Below are 18592 nucleotides of genomic sequence, written 5' to 3' on the forward strand. Positions count from 1 at the left end.
AACAAACACGACCAAGTTTATTAGATTTACGACAAGAGAAGCGAGGCAAACATGTCTTACCACGAACGAAACATCGTTGTTTACGTCATCACCGGCATCATCGTGATGGCGGTCTATACCCTCAATATGCAAGGCATCATCGAAGCCGGCCTGCTAGAGGGACCAGATGCCGGCCCAACAATTGGCTGGAGTGTTATCAAACTCATCGGCGGCTCCATCATCGCCACCATTATCGTGACCATCATCGTCACCATCATTAATGCAATCATCACAAAAGAAACTGATGTGGACACAAGCGATGAGCGCGACAAGCAGATCGACCTGATCGGCATGAAGGTGGCCTTTATTGCTTTCTCAGTGATGTTCATCAGCATTTTCTTGTGGCTGATGTTTGGCCTCACCCCAGCGCTGGCACTTGTCGGGATGATCTATGCGATGTGGTTTTCATCCATCATTGAAAGCGTTGTGCGTCTTTATCTATACCGGATGGGCTTTTAATCATGGCCAAACCCAAAGGACAGCTTGAAAACAATATTCGGACGCTGCGGTTTCACCATAATGAAATGAGCCAAAAGGCCTTAGCCGAAGCGGTGGGTGTATCGCGACAGACCATTGTCGCCATTGAGGCAGCCAAATACTCCCCATCGTTGGAACTGGCGTTTCTCATTGCCAATGTTTTTGAAACGCCACTAGAGGAAGTGTTTAGCTACACACCAGCTCCGCCCAAGAAATAGCATCGAGGCGCAACCAAGGGCTGCGCCTCACCCCCAAAATCCAAAACTTCTTTTGAATTCACTTGAAAACCTCAAGATTGAAAGCGCTATTCCTATGCCCAAAATTCAAAGCAAACCAAGAATTTCGAACTGGCGCGTGCCGCTGTTCTTGTTCCTTTTCGGGTTGGTCAACATCGCCTTTGGCACGATCCAACTTACCACCATTGCAGCCGGACCTGCGGCCGATGGCTCAATCAGTGAAATGACGTCCCCACAATATTTGATCACGCCCCTGCCCGTGGTGGCCCATATCGTGTGCGGTATCTTTTTCAACATTATGGCGCCGCTACAATTCGTCCCCGGCTTTCGCAAACGCGCCCCGCAATTTCACCGTTGGTCCGGCCGTCTGCTATTTGTTGCAGGCTTGGGTGCTGCTGGCACTGGAATGTATATGAACCAATATTTCCCAGCCTTCGGCACGGGGTGGAAATATGCAGCGGTGCTGATCTTCTCATTCGGCATGATGGCATCACTTATCTTGGGCCTACGCGCAATTTTGAAGCGCGACGTGAAATGCCACAATGAATGGATGATGCGCGCGGTAATGATCGGGCTCGGCCCGGCCACGCAGCGCCTGCTTATACTCCCAATCTACTTCGCTACCGGCGAAATGAGCATACTTATGATCGAAATCGGCGTTTGGGCTGGTTTTTTAATCAACGTCATTATCGGGGAGATGATCCTGCGCAGCCACTACATACCTAGAAAGGCACTGCGTCATGCCCCAGCAGAGTAGTTTTTGGAACCGGCAAGCAACCCGCTACGACAAAGCGATTTCCGATCACGATCAACGCTATGAAATGCGATTGACCCAGATCACACAGCTATTGCATCGAGATGCAAACGTGCTCGATTTTGGCTGTGCCTCAGGCGAGATTGCGTTGGATATTGCAGCGCGCGTCAATTCAATTGAGGGCATCGATCCCGCATCAGAAATGATCCGCATTGCGACGGAAAAAGCGAACAAGCGCGGCATCAACAATGCAAGCTTCCTCGCAACCGACATTTTTGACGCCCGATTGGAGCCAGAGAGTTTTGATGCGGTCCTCGCCTTCAATGTGCTGCATTTGGTGCACGATCATGATGAGGTGATCCACCGGATCAAATCACTTCTAAAACCAGGCGGCATGTTATTTGTCGAAACCCCATGCCTTGGCGAGTTTACCTGGTGGAAACGCCAACTGATCCTTGCAGCAAGCGCCTTGCGGCTAGCCCCCTTTATTCACGTCTACAAATTTGGCGAACCAAACGCTGAACTTGAGCACCGCAGTTTCAAAATCCTGGGTGCGCAAAACGAACCAGACCAAGATTGCCGCGCCTTCATCGCGGCCCAAAAACCAGCAGAATGAGAATTGAAATGACAAAGCAAACAATGAAAGCACTATACCAAGAGAATTTCGGCGGGCCAGAAGTGCTGCAACTGCGCGATCTGCCCGTCCCCTCACCTAAGGAAAACGAAGTACTGATCAAGGTAATGTCGGCCCATATGGGCAATGGTGACCAAGTGGCCCGCACCGGCAACTCACCTTGGCCTTTGATGAAATTGCCAGCCAAAATCATGATGGGCTTTTTCAAACCAAAGCTCAAAATTCCCGGTGGTGAGTTTTCCGGCATTGTTGAGCACGTTGGCGCCAAGGTGACCAAGTATAAGGTTGGCGACCGCGTGTTTGGCTTCACCGACATGCAGTTTGGTGCCCATGCCCAGTTTGTCAGTTTGCCAGAAACTGCGCCAATTGCGCTGCTGCCCGACGATGTTTCTTTCGACGCTGGCGCGGCCATTGGTGGCTCCAATGCGCAAACAGCGATGCATTTTGTGCGCACGGCTCAAATTGGTTCTGGCACGAAAGTGCTGATCAATGGCGCATCAGGCGGCATTGGTCGCGTTGCCACTCAATTGGCCAAAGCGCTCGGCGCACATGTCACTGGCACATGCTCTGCGCAAAACCAAGACTTGGTGAAAAAACTAGGCGCAGACGAGACCATCGACTATCGAAAGACCGACTTCACAAAGCACGGCAAGAAATACGATGTGATCATCGATTGCGCGGGCTTTTTGCCTTGGCACAAAGTGGAACCTGTGCTGACACCTAAAGGGCGTCACCTATTGGCCATGTTCGGCTTCTCTCATTTGTGGAAGCAAAAACAAACCAAAGGCAAAGGCGGCAAACAACAGCTTTGTGTCCTGGCCCCGGCGTCAGACGACAAGCTTGCTGAAATTGCCACGCGACTTGCAGATGGCAGTCTAAAGCCAATCGTTTCGCACACTTATCCCATGAACCAGGCGATTGATGCGGCTTGGGCCTATGAAAACAAGGTCCGCGAAGGGTGCATCGTAATCCACCCGCAAGAATGGAACGAGCAATGAGCCTGAAGCCATTCATCAATCTATGTGCAACGGCCCTAGAAGCTCATTTAGGGCTTTGGGAACAGTTGCACCGTCTCAAAAACGCCATCACCCAACTTTCAGGAGAGTAAAATGGCAACGTCCTATTTGAATAATCCACGTCAACTCACCATCATTGCGGCCCTATGCTATGTCATATTACTTGTCGCTGGCCCCATCGGGTTGATGTATATGCCCGAGCAGATTGTTGTTGCCGGTGACGCCACGCAAACCGCACAGAATATGCGCACCAATTCTGGTACATTCTACCTCGGCGTTGTTGCGCAAGTGGTGATCATCTTCACCGAGATTGTGCTGACCGGCCTACTATATGTTTTGATGAAACCTGCAGGCCACGCCACCACACTAATGGCCAGCTTTGCCCGATTGGCGATGACAGTTGTGATGGCGATCAATCTACTACCGCTATTGATGATGGCCGAAGCAGCAAGCGGCGCAAATTATCTCGCTAGCTTTAGCGCCGATCAGTTAGACAGCTTGGCATTGTTCTTCTTCCAAACGCACAATTTTGGCACCGTTGCGTGGCAACTGTTCTTTGCCCTGCACATGCTGCTGCTTGGTATCTTGGTTTTCAACTCCACTTACCTGCCCCGCTTTATCGGCCTTGCGTTGATCATTGGCAGCCCAAGCTACGCGTTTGATAGTTTTGGTCGCATTTTCGGGCTGATGGAACTCGCGCCCTATTCGCTTACAACCAACATACTGCTTGGCGCTTCCGCGGTGGGCGAACTTGGCCTTGCGATTTGGTTCTTATTTAAAGGCGTGAACTTAGAAAAATGGCGTTCTAAACTCGCCGAGTAGTTCCGATCTTAAGCCCGCCAAATTGGCGGGCTTTTTCAATTAACCTCAATCGCCACCTTGCCTTTGGCGCGCATGGTTTCCACATACTCCACCGCAATCGAAGTGTCTTTCAGCTCATAGGTCCGGTCAATTACGGAACGTATTTTTCCAGAAGCCAACATGTCGCCCAGAGTTGTTAAATCATCCACGTTGACGTCCGCTATTTTCAACACAAGCGACTTGCCTGAATCAGAAAACAGCCAACGCCCAAACAGGCCGCCCAAAATCATATTCTTGAAGTTAAAGCCCACATGCACCCAACGTGATACCGGCGCCATTGCGCGCTTTGTCTCCTTGATTGATCTGCTGGCAGCTAGGTCGATGATCACATCATAGGTCTTGCCGTTTTGGGTGAAATCTTCCTTCTTGTAGTCGATCACATGGTCAGCGCCCAAACCTTTGACAAGTTCAGCATTTTTGCCACTGCAAACGGCAGTGACTTCTGCCCCGAAAACTTTTGCGATTTGAACCGCATAAGTCCCGACACCGCCAGAAGCGCCGTTGATTAGCACTTTCTGCCCTGGCTTGACTTCGCCCCAATCGCGCACCGCCTGCAATGCAGTCAGGCCCGCAATGCCAACAACACCGACATCTTGAAAGCTCACATCATTGGGTTTGTGTGCCAACTTCTTTTCAGCGCCCACCGCATATTGCGCAAAAGCACCAAAACCAATGTCACCAAACACCTCATCGCCAGGGTTAAACCGGGTAACCTTTGCACCAACGGCTTCCACGACGCCAGACACATCGGCGCCCAAAATATGCACATGGGGCTTAAGCAGTGCTTTGTTCGCCATACGCATCAACCACGGTTCGCCGCGCAGATGGTGCCATTCGAAGGGGTTAACCGAAGTATAGGCGACCTTTATCAATACCTGATCGTCCTTAGGAACAGGTCGATCCAGTTCTTCAAGTTTCATAATCTCGGGACCGCCATATTCACGGCTGGTCATCGCTTGCATTTTGTCGCCCATTTGCCCCTCCAAAAAAGCACCATTGCACAATGGCATTTTAATCGCAGAATTTGTCGTACAATTGAAATTGGGGGCAATTGCTTCAATTCAAGCCCTTGAAATCGTCTCTAAGCGTCCTAGCCACGCCATCATCCACACATTCCACAACTATGGTTAGCGACAGGTCTGCAATTTAAATTGTTATATTTCAACATGATAACGAGAATTATAAATACCAAAAACATACCTTTGTCACCCCAAAGTCTAACTCGACAAAAATCGCTCTAAGGGCCAGAAACCGGGTAAATCACAAGCATTTTTGGAGACATTTCAAATGGCCCGCATTACCCTTCGTCAATTGCTCGACCATGCAGCCGAGCACAGCTATGGCGTTCCAGCGTTCAACATCAACAATATGGAACAGGCTTTGGCGATCGCCGAGGCGGCCGACAAAACAGATTCTCCTGTTATCATCCAAGCATCGCGCGGCGCGCGCTCATATGCGCACGATGTGATGCTTAAGCGCATGATGGACGCGATCATTGAAATCTATCCGCACATCCCTGTTTGTATTCACCTTGACCACGGCAATGGCCCTGCAACTTGCATGACCGCGATCCAAGCTGGCTTCACCTCCGTGATGATGGACGGCTCGCTCGAAGAAGATGGAAAAACACCTGCCGATTGGGATTACAATGTGGGCGTCACCAAAACAGTGACCGACACAGCGCACCTAGGTGGTATCTCTGTTGAAGGCGAATTGGGCGTTCTTGGCTCACTCGAAACCGGCGAAGGTGAAAAAGAAGACGGCCACGGTTTTGACGGCAAATTGTCTACGGAACAGCTTCTTACTGATCCAGACGAAGCCGTAAAATTCGTGCAAGAAACCAAAGTTGATGCACTTGCTATAGCGATGGGCACATCACACGGCGCGTACAAATTTACCCGCCAGCCAGATGGCGATATTTTGGCGATGAACGTGATCGAAGAAATCCACCGTCGCTTGCCAAGCACTCACCTTGTGATGCACGGCTCATCTTCCGTGCCGCAAGAACTACAGGACATCATCAACCAGTTTGGCGGCGAAATGCCACAAACTTGGGGCGTGCCTGTCGAAGAAATCCAGCGCGGCATCAAAAACGGCGTGCGCAAGATCAACATCGACACAGATAACCGTATGGCAATGACCGGCCAGATCCGGCGCATCCTGCAAGAGCACCCCGGTGAATTTGATCCGCGCAAATATCTAAAGCCGGCGCGCGAAGCGATGACCAAGTTGTGCATTGAGCGCCTAGAGCAGTTCAACACAGCCGGCCAAGCTGGCAAAATCGGCCGTATCATCCCATTGGCAGACATGGCCAATCGCTATGCAAGCGGCGAGCTTGATCCAAAAGTTGGCTAGTTAAGACGACAGACAACACTTCATTTTCAAACGGCGTATTGGTCTCCCGATGCGCCGTTTTTGCTTTTTTAATTGCAAAAACTTGCGCGGCATCTATTTTCTGCCCAAATTACAGGCGATTAGCCTAATGGCAAAACTTCAAGGAACGTCATGAACGCGCAGCTCTATCTCATTACCCCACCCGATGTTGGACCGGACTTTGCCCACACGCTTGGCCAAGTCCTTGCAACGACAGAAGTGGCGGCGGTTCTAATTCAACGCGGCGAGCGCGAAGATGACGCTTATGTGGACGTGGCCAATGCGCTAATTCCGATTGCCCAAAAGGCAGGTGCTGCCGCCCTGCTCGACAATATGCCAGAAGCGGTAAAGAGAACAAACGCCGATGGCGTGCATATGACTAGCGCTGCAAAGGACATTGCGAAGGTGGTCAAAGACCTGAAGCCCAACTCAATCGTTGGTGCGGGCGGCATTCATTCAAAGCACGATGCCATGACCAAAGGCGAGCTGAACGTCGATTATGTTTTCTTTGGCCATTTGCCTTTGGGCAAAACCGACGACGAGTTTTCAGCCGAAGAGCTTGCCATTTGGTGGGCAGAGACTTTTGAAGTGCCTGCCGTCTGCTTTGATCAAGAAAACACGGACCTAAATACCAAGTTTGAATTCCGCGCGCTGCGTGAGCAGGTCTGGCAATCGGATCAGCCGGCCCAAACGCTTGCCATCATCGCCAAAGGCAACAGCTAGATGATTAAACGCCGACACATCACAAAGTTCTTGCCAACGCTCCTTTTGTCGAGCGCTTGTGTTGTGCTTGGCCCAATCTCATCATACGCCCAAGATGCATCTGCCGAACAACAGGCAAGAGAAGCCGCCGAAATTGCCCGCTCCGTCCTTGGCCCAAAACGCCCGATTGATGAAGCCTATGGTGCCTTTCAAACAGGCTATTATCTGACCGCTCTGCAATTGGCCCTGCCCCGTGCTCAAAACGATGATGCCGCAGCGCAAACTTTGATCGCAGAACTCTATGCCAACGGGTTGGGCGTTGCACAAAGCTACGCGCGCGCTTCGTCCTGGTACGCGTTGGCCGACAAAAACGGCGATCTAAACGCCACGTTCCAATTGGCATTGCTCTATCAAAATGGTCTAGGCGTGCCAAAGAACCGACAAAAGGCCGCTGAACTTACAAAAAAAGCGGCCGATGGCGGCATCATGGCCGCGGTCTATAATTTGGCGCAATTGCACGTTGAAGGGCGTTACGTAGAGCCCAATTTAGGTCTTGCTGCAAAACTGTTTAAACAAGCGGCGGACGCTAACATAGCGGACGCACAATATGACTATGGCAATGTGTTGATCGCTGGTGCGGGCGTGGCCCCGAACATTGAAGATGGTGTCTACTATATCGGCCTTGCGGCCACCAACGGAAACGTTGCTGCGATGGTGGAATATGCAACCTTTCTTGCCCAAGGCAAAGGTGTTCCGCTTGACCTTGTAACCGCTGCACAATGGTACGAAAAAGCCGCCGAACTGGGCAACCCGGTTGGGCAAGCAAGGTTTGGTCGTTTACTCGCCACTGGCGCAGGGGTGAAAAAAGACTTGATCGAGGCGGCCAAGTGGCGTGCGCTGGCGCGCAAGCAAGGGCTTGATGACAAGCTACTTGGCGAAATGCTGCTTGGCTTGTCGCCAGAAGACCTACGAGAGGCCGAACAGCGCGCCAGTAGTTGGCCAGAAAATCCACTCCTCGATTAATCATGAGCGATGCAAACAGTGCCGCAAACGCCCAATAGTCTTGCGCTTGGCGCAATATTGAGGCAAAAGGCACCGCAACAGCATTTTGAACGCGCAACGCTTTGCCCAAAAGCGCGCTTTTGAAACACGACCAATCCGGAAAGATCGAACGAAAATGAAACTGAACGGCAACGAAATCCGCCCCGGCAATGTAATTTTGCACAAAGACAGCCTTTGGGTTGCAGTGAAAGTACAAAGCGTAAAACCTGGTAAAGGCGGCGCCTTTGCCCAAGTTGAACTTAAAGACATTGTTTCTGGCACCAAGCTAAACGAACGCTTCCGCGCTGCCGAAACCGTTGAACGTGTTCAGCTTGAGCAGAAGGAATATCAGTTCCTTTATGCACAAGGCGATGATTTGGTGTTCATGGACATGGAAAGCTACGAGCAGCTTGAACTGCAGGCTGACTTTGTGGGCGACCGCGTCGCATTTTTGCAAGACGGCATGATGGTGGAAGTTGAAAGCTACGAAGGCAAGCCTTTGGGCGTTAAGTTGCCACAGTTCGTGACACTTGAGGTCAAGGAAACTGAGCCTGTTGTTAAGGGCCAAACCGCTGCGAACTCATTCAAACCAGCAATTTTGGAAAACGGCATCAAAGTTATGGTGCCCCCATTTGTTGGCGAAGGTGAAAAAATCGTCGTCGACACCACCGAAGTCACCTATTCAAAACGCGCTGACTAATCCGCACCAATTTTAAGGCAAAAATGTCATGGCACAATCTGCCCTTTTGACCATCATGACCGCTGCGGCTCGCAAGGCTGCGCGCTCGCTCAAACGCGATTTTGGTGAAGTAGAAAACTTACAAGTCTCGCGCAAAGGCCCAGCGGATTTTGTATCTGCTGCCGACCAACGCGCTGAAGAAGTGATTTTTGAAGAGCTGCACAAATCGCGCCCGACCTATTCTTTCCTGATGGAAGAACGCGGCGCGATTGAAGGCACTGACGGCCAGCACCGTTGGATCATTGATCCGCTTGATGGCACCACCAACTTCTTGCACTCCATTCCAGCCTTCGCTGTATCCATCGGCCTTGAGCGCAATGGCGTGATGGTCGCGGGTGTTATCTACAACCCAATCACCGAAGAACTGTTTACCGCAGAACGTGGATCCGGTGCGTATGTCAACAACCGTCGCTTGCGCGTTGCGGGCCGCAATCACCTTGCAGATTGCGTGGCGGTTACCGGCATCAAGCAAACCAGCGATGTTGCTGCCGACACCAAAACAATTGCTCAAGTCGCCAAGCTGAACAACACACTAGCCGGCATCCGCCGCACCGGTTCCGCTGCGCTTGACTTGGCTTGGGTCGCCGCCGGACGCTTTGATCTGATGTGGGAAATCGGCCTTCAGCCGTGGGACATTGCCGCAGGCATGTTGATGATCCGTGAAGCCGGTGGCTTGATCACCGACATCAAAGGCAAAGAAATCAAACCCGAGAGCGGCTCTGTGCTAGCGGGCAATGAAAAAGTGCACGCCAAACTCCTAAAAGAGCTAAAAGCGATATAAACACTGCAGATTTCAAAATGAAAACTTCTTAAAAAGCCCTGGCAATTTGCCGGGGCTTTTTTGATAGAACGGCTATATTTTTCCGGACGCCAGTTCGCCAAAAAGCAAACTCGGTTCTGTTGTCACTTGCCACATTGTGTTGGTCTGATATGCAAGAACTACACATACTCACATTTTGGAATTCGTATGCCGCCCGTTCATGGCAAAATGCCAATTTTAATCGTTGATCTTGACGATACGCTTTTAAAATCTGACATGCTTTTTGAGACATTCTGGAATTCTGTTTCCACTAAGTGGACAAATGTCTTCATGGCAGTGTCGGCTGCTCTTGGGGGAAAAGCGCGACTAAAACGATGGCTGGTTGATCACTCATTTGTTGATGTGAGCACGCTCCCCTACAATCAAGACGTTCTCCAATACATAAAAGACTGGCGCGCCAAAGGTGGGCAAACTGCGCTCGTTTCAGCATCGGACGAGAAAGTCACCAAGGAGATCGCTGAGCATCTTGGACTATTTGATGAAACTCACGGCTCAAATGGCGAAGCGAACTTAAAGGGGATCACAAAGGCAAATTTCCTAAGAGAACGGTTTGGTGAAAACGGTTTCGCCTATGTTGGCGATTCACATGCTGACCTATCGGTTTGGCGCGAAGCGAGCGACATAATCACTATAAACGCAAGCACGTCTCTGAAGCGCAAAGTTGAAGAAATTGGCACTGCCTTACACATTGGCACAGCCAAAGCTGACACAAAGTCATATGTTAAAGCACTGCGTCCGCATCAGTGGCTAAAGAACTGCTTGGTCTTCATCCCAATTCTTGCATCACAGAGTTTTTCTGTTCAGAACATATTTTCTGCAATCGCGGCATTTGTTGCGTTCAGCCTGATAGCTTCAAGTGTCTACATCACCAATGACTTGCTCGACCTGAGCGCGGACCGCTCTCACCCACGAAAACGATCGCGTCCCTTCGCATCGGGGAGCATACCATTAAGTCACGGTACATTGCTGTCGATTGGACTGTTGTGTGCTGGTTTTTTGGTGTCCCTACAATTGGGCACCACTTTCCTTGCGGTCATGGTGCTCTATCTAACTGTCACCTTTGCCTATTCCCTCGACCTTAAACGCCGTGTCATCATCGACATATGCGTGCTTGCTGGTCTTTATACGCTCCGCATAATTGCAGGCGGAGCTGCCACGCAAATTCCACTATCTGTTTGGCTGTTGGCATTCTCAATTTTCTTCTTTTTCTCACTCGCTGCCATCAAGCGCCAAGCCGAACTCGTCGACTTGAAGAACCGAAACGAATTGGCAGCAACCGGCAGAGGCTACCATGTTGATGATTTGAACCTCATGTCGCAAATCTCCATCAGTTCAGGATTTTTGTCGGTGCTGGTGATGGCGCTTTATGTTAATTCGCCGGCAATCTTGGTTCTATATAAATCGCCCATCGCCCTGTGGGGGATCTGCCCCATTCTACTATATTGGATAACCAAAATGGTCATGGTCACGCAGCGTGGGCAAATGCATGACGACCCTTTGGTCTTTGCTGTAACTGACCGGGCCAGTCAGGTTTGTTTTGGCTTGATACTGCTAATCGTTGTCGGTGGGGCAATCATTTGACAAAAAAGACCCTGATCTTGCGCTACACCTGTTTCGCCATCATCGCAACACTCGCAAATCTATTGGCGCAACGCCTTGTGTTGTCAATCGACAACAACACGGCCGGGTTTGTTGCAGCACTTGGTGTAGGCACATTGGTCGGGCTCGCGATCAAGTTCTATCTCGATAAATATTGGATATTTTTTGATAATTCCAAAGGCGTTAGGACCAACGGGAAACAATTCATCCTATATTCAATTATGGGAATCGTAACCACACTCATATTTTGGGGAACCGAAACCGCATTTTGGCTGATTTGGAAGTCGGATATCCTTCGCGAAATCGGTGCCATTGTTGGTTTAGCCATCGGCTATATTGTGAAATACAACCTTGATCGGCGCTTTGTCTTTACGGACTTCTCCCAGGAGAGCCAAAAATGAAATTGTCCGGTTGGGGTGGTTTCCCCTCACACGAAACACGACTTGTTGCCCCAAGGTCTATCACACAGCTTGTAGATGCAGTGCACGATGGCAATGCTATCGCACGCGGCAACGGTCGCGCCTATGGCGACAGCGCAATTGGCAGCAACACCACCATCAATATGCGCCACTTCAACCATATGATTGCGTTCAACGCCCAAACCGGTGTTCTTGAAACGGAAGCCGGCGTGCTTTTGAGCGATATCATTGATGCTTTCTTGCCCCGAGGCTGGTTCCCTTATGTAACACCTGGGACCAAATATGTGTCCGTTGGCGGCATAATTGCTGCAGATGTTCATGGCAAAAACCACCACAAAGATGGCAGTTTGCGCAATTTCGTCGATTGGCTTGAGGTTATGGGCCCCTCTGGTGAGATTGTGCGCTGCTCACCAACGCAAAATGAAGAGCTTTTTGGCTGGACAGTTGGCGGCATGGGGCTCACAGGCATAATTGTGCGCGCTGCAATCCGTCTTCGGCCGGTTGAATCAGGTTGGATAAAACAGCGCACAATCGTTGCAGAAAACATTGATGCCGCAATCGACATATTTGAGGACAACAGCGACGCCAGCTACTCTGTCGCGTGGATCGATTGTCTGAGTACTGCCGACAAAGCGGGGCGATCTGTGATCATGTTGGGCGAGCATGCATCAATGAACGATTTGGACGACAAAACCCGTCGCCGGCCGCATGCTCTAGCAACAAAGGGCAAACTATCGGTACCGTTTCATTTCCCCAGCTGGGTGCTAAACCAGTTTTCAGTTCGCGCTTTCAACAGTGTTTATTTCCGAAATCTCAAGTGGCAAATCGGCGAACAGTTGCTGAGCTGGGATAAGTATTTCTATCCGCTAGATGCCATAAACGGCTGGAACAAGATTTATGGCCGAAAGGGCTTCATGCAGTTCCAATGCACACTCCCGCTGGCCAGTTCGCGTGAAGCCTTGCACGAAATTCTCGGCAAAATCTCGTCAACTGGTTCAGGGTCATTTTTATCCGTTCTTAAGCGATTTGGCGCGCAGGAAGGGGGCATCTCTTTTCCGATGGAAGGCTATACGCTCGCCCTTGATTTTCCCGTTAGCAAGAAGACCATTGAACTCATGTCACAACTCGATGAGATTACGCTGAAATATGGCGGACGGTTCTATCTGGCCAAAGACAGCCGGATGAGTGCGGCAACATTGGACAGTTCAGACAATCGCAGCAAACACTTCGCTACATGGCGGGCCGAAAATGGCCTGAATACAACATTTCAATCCGTGCAATCACAAAGGCTGGGCCTGTGACAAAAAAGACAATCCTAATCGTTGGGGCAACCTCTGACATTGCAAACGCAACGGCACACCAATTTGCCAAAGCTGGCTACAACATCGTTCTAGCGGCGCGAGACACCGCCGACCTTGAAACAAACAAGTCAGATATCGCCGTGCGATACGAGACAGAGGTTACAACTCAACAGCTTGATATCCTTGACACGAAGCAAATTGAAGGATTTGCGAAAGGCCTAAGCCCGCTGCCTGACATTGTTGTGTGCGCTGTTGGGTTTATGGGCGATCAAGTAACGAACGAATTAGAACTTTCAAGTGCCAGCACCGTCATGCGGACCAATTTTGAGGGCCCATCCTTGTTGCTATCCGCCTTTGCAAATCTGTTTGAAGAGAGGGGCCATGGCACATTGGTCGGCATAAGCTCGGTCGCAGGGAACCGTGGGCGCGCTACCAATTATGTATATGGGTCCGCAAAAGCTGGGTTCACTGCATTCTTGTCTGGCTTGCGCAACAGACTGGCATCCAAAAACGTTCACGTGCTTACTGTCCTCCCCGGTTTTGTGGCCACCCGCATGACTGAAGGCTTGGACTTGCCTGAAAAGCTAACCGCACAACCAGAAGAGGTTGCTCAGGCAATCTGGCGCGCCACTGAGCGGAAAAGGAACGTCATCTTTGTTCGGCCCATTTGGCGGCTTATTATGCTGATCATTTGCGCAATTCCTGAACCGATTTTTAAGAAGCTTAAAATATGAATAACTCTATCCGATGGCCCCTGTATGTGGGCTTAGCGCTCCTATGCTTAAACCTTATTTATGTGACTTTTGATCGGACCGTATTTTGGGACCTCGCCGTCTATCAAAGCGCGGTCGACATACATTTGAATGGCGGCAATGCCTACACAGATATTGATGGGCTAAAATTCGTATATCCGCCGCTGATATTGACGGCTATGGCTATATTTGGACCATACCTTAGCATCATCTTGTGTGGTTTGATTTTTGGGGCTCTATTGAGTTTCGCCCATCGCGGTATGCATAATCTATTTTGGGGTCTTGCTATTTCAACCGCTGTTTTCATTTCCCCACAAATTCCGCAGTTCTATGCGTTTCAAACCGGGAACATTACGGCACCGTTGCATATCCTAATCATTTTCGCCCTGCTGCACACAAACAAGGGGGAGAACCTGATCCCATTTCTTGTGATTGTCGCCATCGCGTCATTGATCAAGCCCTATTATCTCGCCTATTTGGTTGTGCCCTTTTTTTTCCAGATTATCAGCATTCGACTGATAACAATGACTGGCATTTCAGCCGGTGTACCCGTTATTCTGTTTGCCTTACAATATCTTGCAATGCCGGACCTTGTTGGCCAATTCCTATCTGCTCTGAAAACTCAAGCAATAGGGACAAATGAACTGGCAGGTGCCGGACGAGATGTTGGCCGTGGGCTTTACTACTATCTCGGAACAGTTGCTGGACTTCCGCGTGTTAGCGCTGTCCTTTTGCACTTTGCTTTGCTTTTACCATTTGCCGGATTTACCCTTTTCGCTACAAGAAAGCTCGCACACATAATCGACGACGAACGGCTCCGCTTCGAATTCCTGGTCTTTGTTGGGGTAATCGTCGCTGTAATCTTAAATCCAAGACTGAAAGCTTATGACTGGATTATCATGGATGCAGCAGCTGTTGGAGCCACAATTATCTTATTCAAGGCCGGCTACAATTCCTTCCAACTAAAATTCTGGTGGTTGATAATGACCACTATGATCGCGGTTGGAGTTTTGGGCCGCATAGAAGAGACAATGTGGATGGGCGAGATTTTTGCAGCACTGCCAGTTTATTTACCACCGGCCTTGCTCGCGTTAGATTCATTCATCATTTTTAGCCGGAAAACCAAGCTCACCGAACGGTTTCAATGACGAAATGCTTTTGAAAAAACTAAAATCGACTGATTCTCAAAAAGCCTCGGCAGAAATGCCGGGGCTTTTTCGCATGTTCGTCTGACAATTTGGCGAGCCCACTTGCCTTTGGGCGCAAAAAAGGTGATCTAGCGCTGAAATGGATTACACTGAAGGCGAGAAAACATGGACATTGCATCAATTGGATTGATCGGCGTTGGCACAATGGGCAGCGCACTAGCGCTCAACATTGCTGAAAATGGCCATGACATAGCCCTTTACAATCTTGACCCAACAACCATCGATGAGCTGATTGACCGTGCTGGCGAATTGGCGCCACGTCTAAGCAAAACGCTGGACATTAAAGAACTCGTAGAAGCGCTGAAACCACCACGTGCCATCATTTTGTTGGTGCCAGCTGGTGCGCCGGTTGACATTACCATCGACGAATTGGTGAAGCATCTTGAGCCCGGCGACACCATCATTGATGGGGGCAACTCTGACTTTAAAGACACTCAACAGCGCACCAAACGCGTGGAAGCAGAGGGCCTGCAATATCTTGGCGTCGGCGTCAGCGGCGGCGAAGATGGCGCTCGCCATGGCCCCTCTATGATGGTCGGCGGTTCTCCCACTGCGTGGGAGCCCATTCGCCCCATCTTCGAAGCTATAGCAGCGAAGTTCAATGGTGAGCCTTGCGTTGCTCATTTAGGACCAGACGGCGCCGGACACTTTGTAAAAACCGTACATAACGGCATTGAATATGCCGACATGCAGATGATCGCCGAAATCTATGGCCTGCTGCGCGACGCCCAAGGCCGCACGCCAGCGCAAATTGCGCCACTGTTTCACAAATGGAATGAAGGCCCATTACAAAGCTATTTGGTCGAGATATCCGCAAAGGTTCTAGACGCCGTTGACCCAGAAACAGGCAAGCCGATGCTCGATGTCATCGTTGACCAAGCAGGCCAAAAAGGCACTGGCCGTTGGACAGTGATTGAAGCGATCAAAATGGGCCAGTCTGCATCAATTATTGAGGCTGCGGTCGGCGCACGAGTTCTCTCTTCTGAACGCACAGTGCGCCAAGCTGCTGGCGACATTCTGGGCAGCGACGTGCCCGAGGGAATAGCGTTTGAAGAAAGTGACCTAGAATCTGCATTGCTGGTGGGCCGCGCCCTAAGCTATGCGCAAGGCTTTCGCATTCTAAAAGCTGCTTCCGACGAATTCGATTGGAACCTTGAATATTCAAAAATTGCCGAAGTTTGGCGCGCCGGTTGCATCATCCGCTCAGCGATGCTCGACGATATCTCAACAGCATTCAAAAGCGACCTGCCCCACGGCAGGTTGATCCTTTCCAATCACTTCGCAACTCTTCTAAAAACCCATATCGGCGCACTTCGCCGTGTGGTGGCAACCGCCACATTGGCAGGCTTGCCCGTGCCAGCGCTCTCCTCTGCCGTGTCATGGTATGATGAAATCCGACAACCTCGCGGCACCGCCAATATGATCCAGGGCCAACGCGACTTCTTTGGCGCACACGGCTTTGCCCGCGTTGATCAGGACGGTGAGTTTCACGGCCCTTGGTGAGAAGCTGTTGTATTGGCAGGCAACCAAAGGGGACACGCCCCTTACAAAATGCCAAGAAGCGATCAAAGCGAATTAAGCCCCAGATCGAACAAATCACAAAAGCCTCGGCGGCCATACCGAGGTTGCTTTTGCATGTCTATTGAAGTCACAGCTGTCCGGCCAATATTACAAAAAACGTGGTTGGGAAGGAAAACGACATGAATGATCGAATTGGGACTTCATTTGAGAACGCGGAGACGGTGGATCATTACAATTATCGCCCGCCTTACCCCACAAAGCTCTATGATCTTCTGATTGAAAAAGCTCCCGCCTACAACCGGCTTCTGGACCTCGGATGCGGCATGGCAAGATTGCGCGGTATCTTGTTGATCAATTCTCCGAAGTCCTCGCCGTTGACCCGTCCAAACGCATGATTGAACTTGGACAATCTTTGCAAAACGGTAACGCCAAAAACCTTCGCTGGTTAGAAGGGTTGGCCGAAACAACACCACTTAAAGGCAAGTTTGACCTCATCACAGCAGCTTTGAGCGTCCACTGGATGGATCATGAAAAACTGTTTGTGCGGCTAGCCGAACATGTTAGCCCAAACCACCTTTTTGCAGTCATTGAAGGCGATGACGCCTACAATCCTCCTTGGCGAACAAGCGAGATTTCATTTTTAGAAAAATGGGTACCGGCAGTAACGGGCAAACAATTTGTTGAAGGCCACCGCGAGTTCATGACACGCTACCAACACCATGTTCACTTGATTGAAGAGATTGAAATTATCTCAGAGCCATTCACACAATCGATAGATGACTTCATAGCTTGCCAGCATTCTCGTGACACATTTGCCATATCAAAGCTAGGACAGCGCCTTGAAGAGTTTGACAATGAGCTCAAGGAGATTCTGCAGCCGCACGCAGATGACAACTCCATTTTGACGTTTAAAACCAAATCCACATTGACGTTGTCCAAACTCAAAATATGAAATCGCTTCTCACCCCCGCCACATGATCACCACAACAATTTGATTTAAATATTGTCACACTCAATTGCTCTGACTAGAATCAGATTTTGGGAGCAAACGATTTTTTGAGGGACAACTCGTTAATGGCGCAGTCATACGATCCATATCATCTTGCAAGTCCAACCGTTTATCTTGTGAAGATGATCATCTTCCTGATCATCGTTGGCATGGTGGCCGTTATCATCGCCCCACAACTTATCGAAGCATTTTGGGCGAACCCGTTCATCAACATCGTGATCCTTGGCGCCTTGGGCATCGGCATCATCTTGTCGTTCCTGCAAGTAATGCGATTGTTCCCGGAAGTGAAATGGGTAAATTCGCTACAATCTGGCAATATCGACGCCAATGTGCGCCAACCAACAATGCTTCTGCCAGTGGCTGTTATCTTGCGCGACAATTTGGGGGAGACAATGATCACCCCTGCTTCGTTGCGCTCCATCCTTGATTCGGTGGGGAATCGCCTAGACGAAGCCAAAGACACGTCACGCTACCTCACAGGTCTTTTGGTGTTCCTTGGCCTGTTGGGCACATTCTATGGCCTTCTGCAGACCGTTAGTTCGGTGGGCGATGTGATCCAATCGCTCGACATTACCGCTGGGGACACAGGCAACCTATTCACCAACCTCAAAGAGGGATTGGAAGCCCCGCTTTCTGGCATGGGCACCGCGTTTGCTTCATCGCTTTTTGGTCTATCCGGCTCTTTGATCTTGGGCTTTTTGGACCTGCAGGCTAGCCAAGCGCAAAATGCCTTTTTCACCGATTTGGAAGACTGGATGTCTTCAATGACCGAACTTGACCACCCGATGACCCAAATGCAGGTGGATCAAATGGGCGTTGATGGCGCGGGCATGCAAGAAATGGTCGCCCAGTTGGGTGCCACCATGCAAAATTCCTCGTCGTCCCAAAACGCAATTCGCGCCATGGCCGAACTTGCACATGGTTTGGATGGATTGACCAAGCTGATCCGCACACAGCAAGACGATTTGCGCACCCACATTACCGACCAAGCGGCAAACAACCAAAAGATGCGTGAACTGGTGGATGCACTTCTCAACAGTGTTGAACATGACGACGGGCCGGACAAGCCAAAAACCGGCAAGGGCAAATAA

Annotated in this window: 20 protein-coding genes; 19 read left to right on the forward strand and 1 reads right to left on the reverse strand. The window is 50.3% G+C overall.

The window, feature by feature from the left end; genetic code table 11:
- The first annotated feature begins 51 nt into the window (after positions 1-51).
- From QQL65_RS02500 to QQL65_RS02525, 6 genes are all read left to right on the forward strand, one after another.
- Positions 52-498: a hypothetical protein gene (locus QQL65_RS02500; RefSeq protein WP_284361764.1), complete on the forward strand. Its 447-nt coding sequence runs from the start codon at positions 52-54 to the stop codon at positions 496-498.
- Between the two features lie 2 nt (positions 499-500).
- Positions 501-734 carry a helix-turn-helix transcriptional regulator gene (locus QQL65_RS02505; protein ID WP_379863100.1) on the forward strand — a complete coding sequence of 78 codons (234 nt, stop codon included), beginning with the start codon at positions 501-503 and terminating at the stop codon, positions 732-734.
- Positions 735-828: 94 nt separating this feature from the next.
- Positions 829-1509, forward strand: a complete 681-nt coding sequence (locus QQL65_RS02510; protein ID WP_284361766.1) for a DUF2306 domain-containing protein — start codon at positions 829-831, stop codon at positions 1507-1509.
- Positions 1493-2122, forward strand: coding sequence for a class I SAM-dependent methyltransferase (locus QQL65_RS02515; RefSeq protein WP_284361767.1), 630 nt, complete (start codon positions 1493-1495; stop codon positions 2120-2122). The genes QQL65_RS02510 and QQL65_RS02515 overlap by 17 nt, the downstream gene beginning before the upstream one ends.
- Positions 2123-2130: 8 nt before the next feature.
- Positions 2131-3138, forward strand: coding sequence for an NAD(P)-dependent alcohol dehydrogenase (locus tag QQL65_RS02520; protein WP_284361769.1), 1008 nt, complete (start codon positions 2131-2133; stop codon positions 3136-3138).
- A 111-nt stretch (positions 3139-3249) separates the two neighbouring features.
- Complete coding sequence (locus QQL65_RS02525) at positions 3250-3978, forward strand: DUF4386 domain-containing protein (protein WP_284361772.1); 729 nt, start codon at positions 3250-3252, stop codon at positions 3976-3978.
- Positions 3979-4013: 35 nt separating this feature from the next.
- Here QQL65_RS02525 and QQL65_RS02530 read toward each other — a convergent pair whose 3' ends face one another.
- A complete protein-coding gene (locus tag QQL65_RS02530; protein ID WP_284361777.1) occupies positions 4014-4991 on the reverse strand; it encodes an NAD(P)-dependent alcohol dehydrogenase in 978 nt (325 codons plus the stop codon).
- Positions 4992-5304: 313 nt separating this feature from the next.
- Here QQL65_RS02530 and fba point away from each other — a divergent pair, with 313 nt between their 5' ends.
- From fba to QQL65_RS02595, 13 genes are all read left to right on the forward strand, one after another.
- Positions 5305-6372 (forward strand): class II fructose-bisphosphate aldolase, encoded by a 1068-nt coding sequence (fba, locus tag QQL65_RS02535; protein WP_284361779.1) that lies wholly within the window; start codon positions 5305-5307, stop codon positions 6370-6372.
- 150 nt (positions 6373-6522) lie between these two features.
- Positions 6523-7113, forward strand: coding sequence for a thiamine phosphate synthase (locus QQL65_RS02540; protein WP_284361784.1), 591 nt, complete (start codon positions 6523-6525; stop codon positions 7111-7113).
- Positions 7114-8115: a tetratricopeptide repeat protein gene (locus QQL65_RS02545; protein WP_284361787.1), complete on the forward strand. Its 1002-nt coding sequence runs from the start codon at positions 7114-7116 to the stop codon at positions 8113-8115.
- 154 nt (positions 8116-8269) lie between these two features.
- The gene (efp, locus tag QQL65_RS02550; RefSeq protein ID WP_284361789.1) at positions 8270-8833 is read left to right on the forward strand and encodes an elongation factor P; all 564 of its coding nucleotides are present in this window, start codon (positions 8270-8272) and stop codon (positions 8831-8833) included.
- A 28-nt stretch (positions 8834-8861) separates the two neighbouring features.
- On the forward strand, positions 8862-9653 hold the full coding sequence (locus QQL65_RS02555; RefSeq protein WP_284361793.1) for an inositol monophosphatase family protein: 792 nt from the start codon (positions 8862-8864) through the stop codon (positions 9651-9653).
- Positions 9654-9860: 207 nt separating this feature from the next.
- Positions 9861-11273 (forward strand): UbiA family prenyltransferase, encoded by a 1413-nt coding sequence (locus QQL65_RS02560; protein WP_284361795.1) that lies wholly within the window; start codon positions 9861-9863, stop codon positions 11271-11273.
- A complete protein-coding gene (locus tag QQL65_RS02565; RefSeq protein ID WP_284361797.1) occupies positions 11270-11692 on the forward strand; it encodes a GtrA family protein in 423 nt (140 codons plus the stop codon). Before QQL65_RS02560 ends, QQL65_RS02565 begins: the two co-directional genes overlap by 4 nt.
- Entirely contained in the window at positions 11689-13011 is a 1323-nt protein-coding gene (locus tag QQL65_RS02570) for an FAD-binding oxidoreductase (RefSeq protein WP_284361799.1), read from the forward strand. Before QQL65_RS02565 ends, QQL65_RS02570 begins: the two co-directional genes overlap by 4 nt.
- On the forward strand, positions 13008-13745 hold the full coding sequence (locus tag QQL65_RS02575; protein WP_284361801.1) for an SDR family oxidoreductase: 738 nt from the start codon (positions 13008-13010) through the stop codon (positions 13743-13745). The genes QQL65_RS02570 and QQL65_RS02575 overlap by 4 nt, the downstream gene beginning before the upstream one ends.
- Positions 13742-14911: a hypothetical protein gene (locus QQL65_RS02580; protein WP_284361805.1), complete on the forward strand. Its 1170-nt coding sequence runs from the start codon at positions 13742-13744 to the stop codon at positions 14909-14911. The genes QQL65_RS02575 and QQL65_RS02580 overlap by 4 nt, the downstream gene beginning before the upstream one ends.
- Before the next feature lie 165 nt (positions 14912-15076).
- The gene (gene gndA, locus QQL65_RS02585) at positions 15077-16474 is read left to right on the forward strand and encodes an NADP-dependent phosphogluconate dehydrogenase (RefSeq protein WP_284361807.1); all 1398 of its coding nucleotides are present in this window, start codon (positions 15077-15079) and stop codon (positions 16472-16474) included.
- 334 nt (positions 16475-16808) lie between these two features.
- Positions 16809-17444: a class I SAM-dependent methyltransferase gene (locus QQL65_RS02590; protein ID WP_284361809.1), complete on the forward strand. Its 636-nt coding sequence runs from the start codon at positions 16809-16811 to the stop codon at positions 17442-17444.
- 122 nt (positions 17445-17566) lie between these two features.
- Entirely contained in the window at positions 17567-18592 is a 1026-nt protein-coding gene (locus QQL65_RS02595) for a flagellar motor protein MotA (RefSeq protein WP_284361811.1), read from the forward strand.

Source organism: Maritalea porphyrae (genome assembly GCF_030159895.1).
GTDB lineage: Bacteria > Pseudomonadota > Alphaproteobacteria > Rhizobiales > Devosiaceae > Maritalea > Maritalea porphyrae.

Bases quoted from the DNA above. Each gene is read 5' to 3' on its own strand.
- QQL65_RS02500 (WP_284361764.1), top strand. From the start codon at position 52: ATGTCTTACCACGAACGAAACATCGTTGTTTACGTCATCACCGGCATC.
- QQL65_RS02505 (WP_379863100.1), top strand. From the start codon at position 501: ATGGCCAAACCCAAAGGACAGCTTGAAAACAATATTCGGACGCTGCGG.
- QQL65_RS02510 (WP_284361766.1), top strand. From the start codon at position 829: ATGCCCAAAATTCAAAGCAAACCAAGAATTTCGAACTGGCGCGTGCCG.
- QQL65_RS02515 (WP_284361767.1), top strand. From the start codon at position 1,493: ATGCCCCAGCAGAGTAGTTTTTGGAACCGGCAAGCAACCCGCTACGAC.
- QQL65_RS02520 (WP_284361769.1), top strand. From the start codon at position 2,131: ATGACAAAGCAAACAATGAAAGCACTATACCAAGAGAATTTCGGCGGG.
- QQL65_RS02525 (WP_284361772.1), top strand. From the start codon at position 3,250: ATGGCAACGTCCTATTTGAATAATCCACGTCAACTCACCATCATTGCG.
- QQL65_RS02530 (WP_284361777.1), bottom strand. From the start codon at position 4,991: ATGGGCGACAAAATGCAAGCGATGACCAGCCGTGAATATGGCGGTCCC.
- fba (WP_284361779.1), top strand. From the start codon at position 5,305: ATGGCCCGCATTACCCTTCGTCAATTGCTCGACCATGCAGCCGAGCAC.
- QQL65_RS02540 (WP_284361784.1), top strand. From the start codon at position 6,523: ATGAACGCGCAGCTCTATCTCATTACCCCACCCGATGTTGGACCGGAC.
- QQL65_RS02545 (WP_284361787.1), top strand. From the start codon at position 7,114: ATGATTAAACGCCGACACATCACAAAGTTCTTGCCAACGCTCCTTTTG.
- efp (WP_284361789.1), top strand. From the start codon at position 8,270: ATGAAACTGAACGGCAACGAAATCCGCCCCGGCAATGTAATTTTGCAC.
- QQL65_RS02555 (WP_284361793.1), top strand. From the start codon at position 8,862: ATGGCACAATCTGCCCTTTTGACCATCATGACCGCTGCGGCTCGCAAG.
- QQL65_RS02560 (WP_284361795.1), top strand. From the start codon at position 9,861: ATGCCAATTTTAATCGTTGATCTTGACGATACGCTTTTAAAATCTGAC.
- QQL65_RS02570 (WP_284361799.1), top strand. From the start codon at position 11,689: ATGAAATTGTCCGGTTGGGGTGGTTTCCCCTCACACGAAACACGACTT.
- QQL65_RS02580 (WP_284361805.1), top strand. From the start codon at position 13,742: ATGAATAACTCTATCCGATGGCCCCTGTATGTGGGCTTAGCGCTCCTA.
- gndA (WP_284361807.1), top strand. From the start codon at position 15,077: ATGGACATTGCATCAATTGGATTGATCGGCGTTGGCACAATGGGCAGC.
- QQL65_RS02590 (WP_284361809.1), top strand. From the start codon at position 16,809: ATGCGGCATGGCAAGATTGCGCGGTATCTTGTTGATCAATTCTCCGAA.
- QQL65_RS02595 (WP_284361811.1), top strand. From the start codon at position 17,567: ATGGCGCAGTCATACGATCCATATCATCTTGCAAGTCCAACCGTTTAT.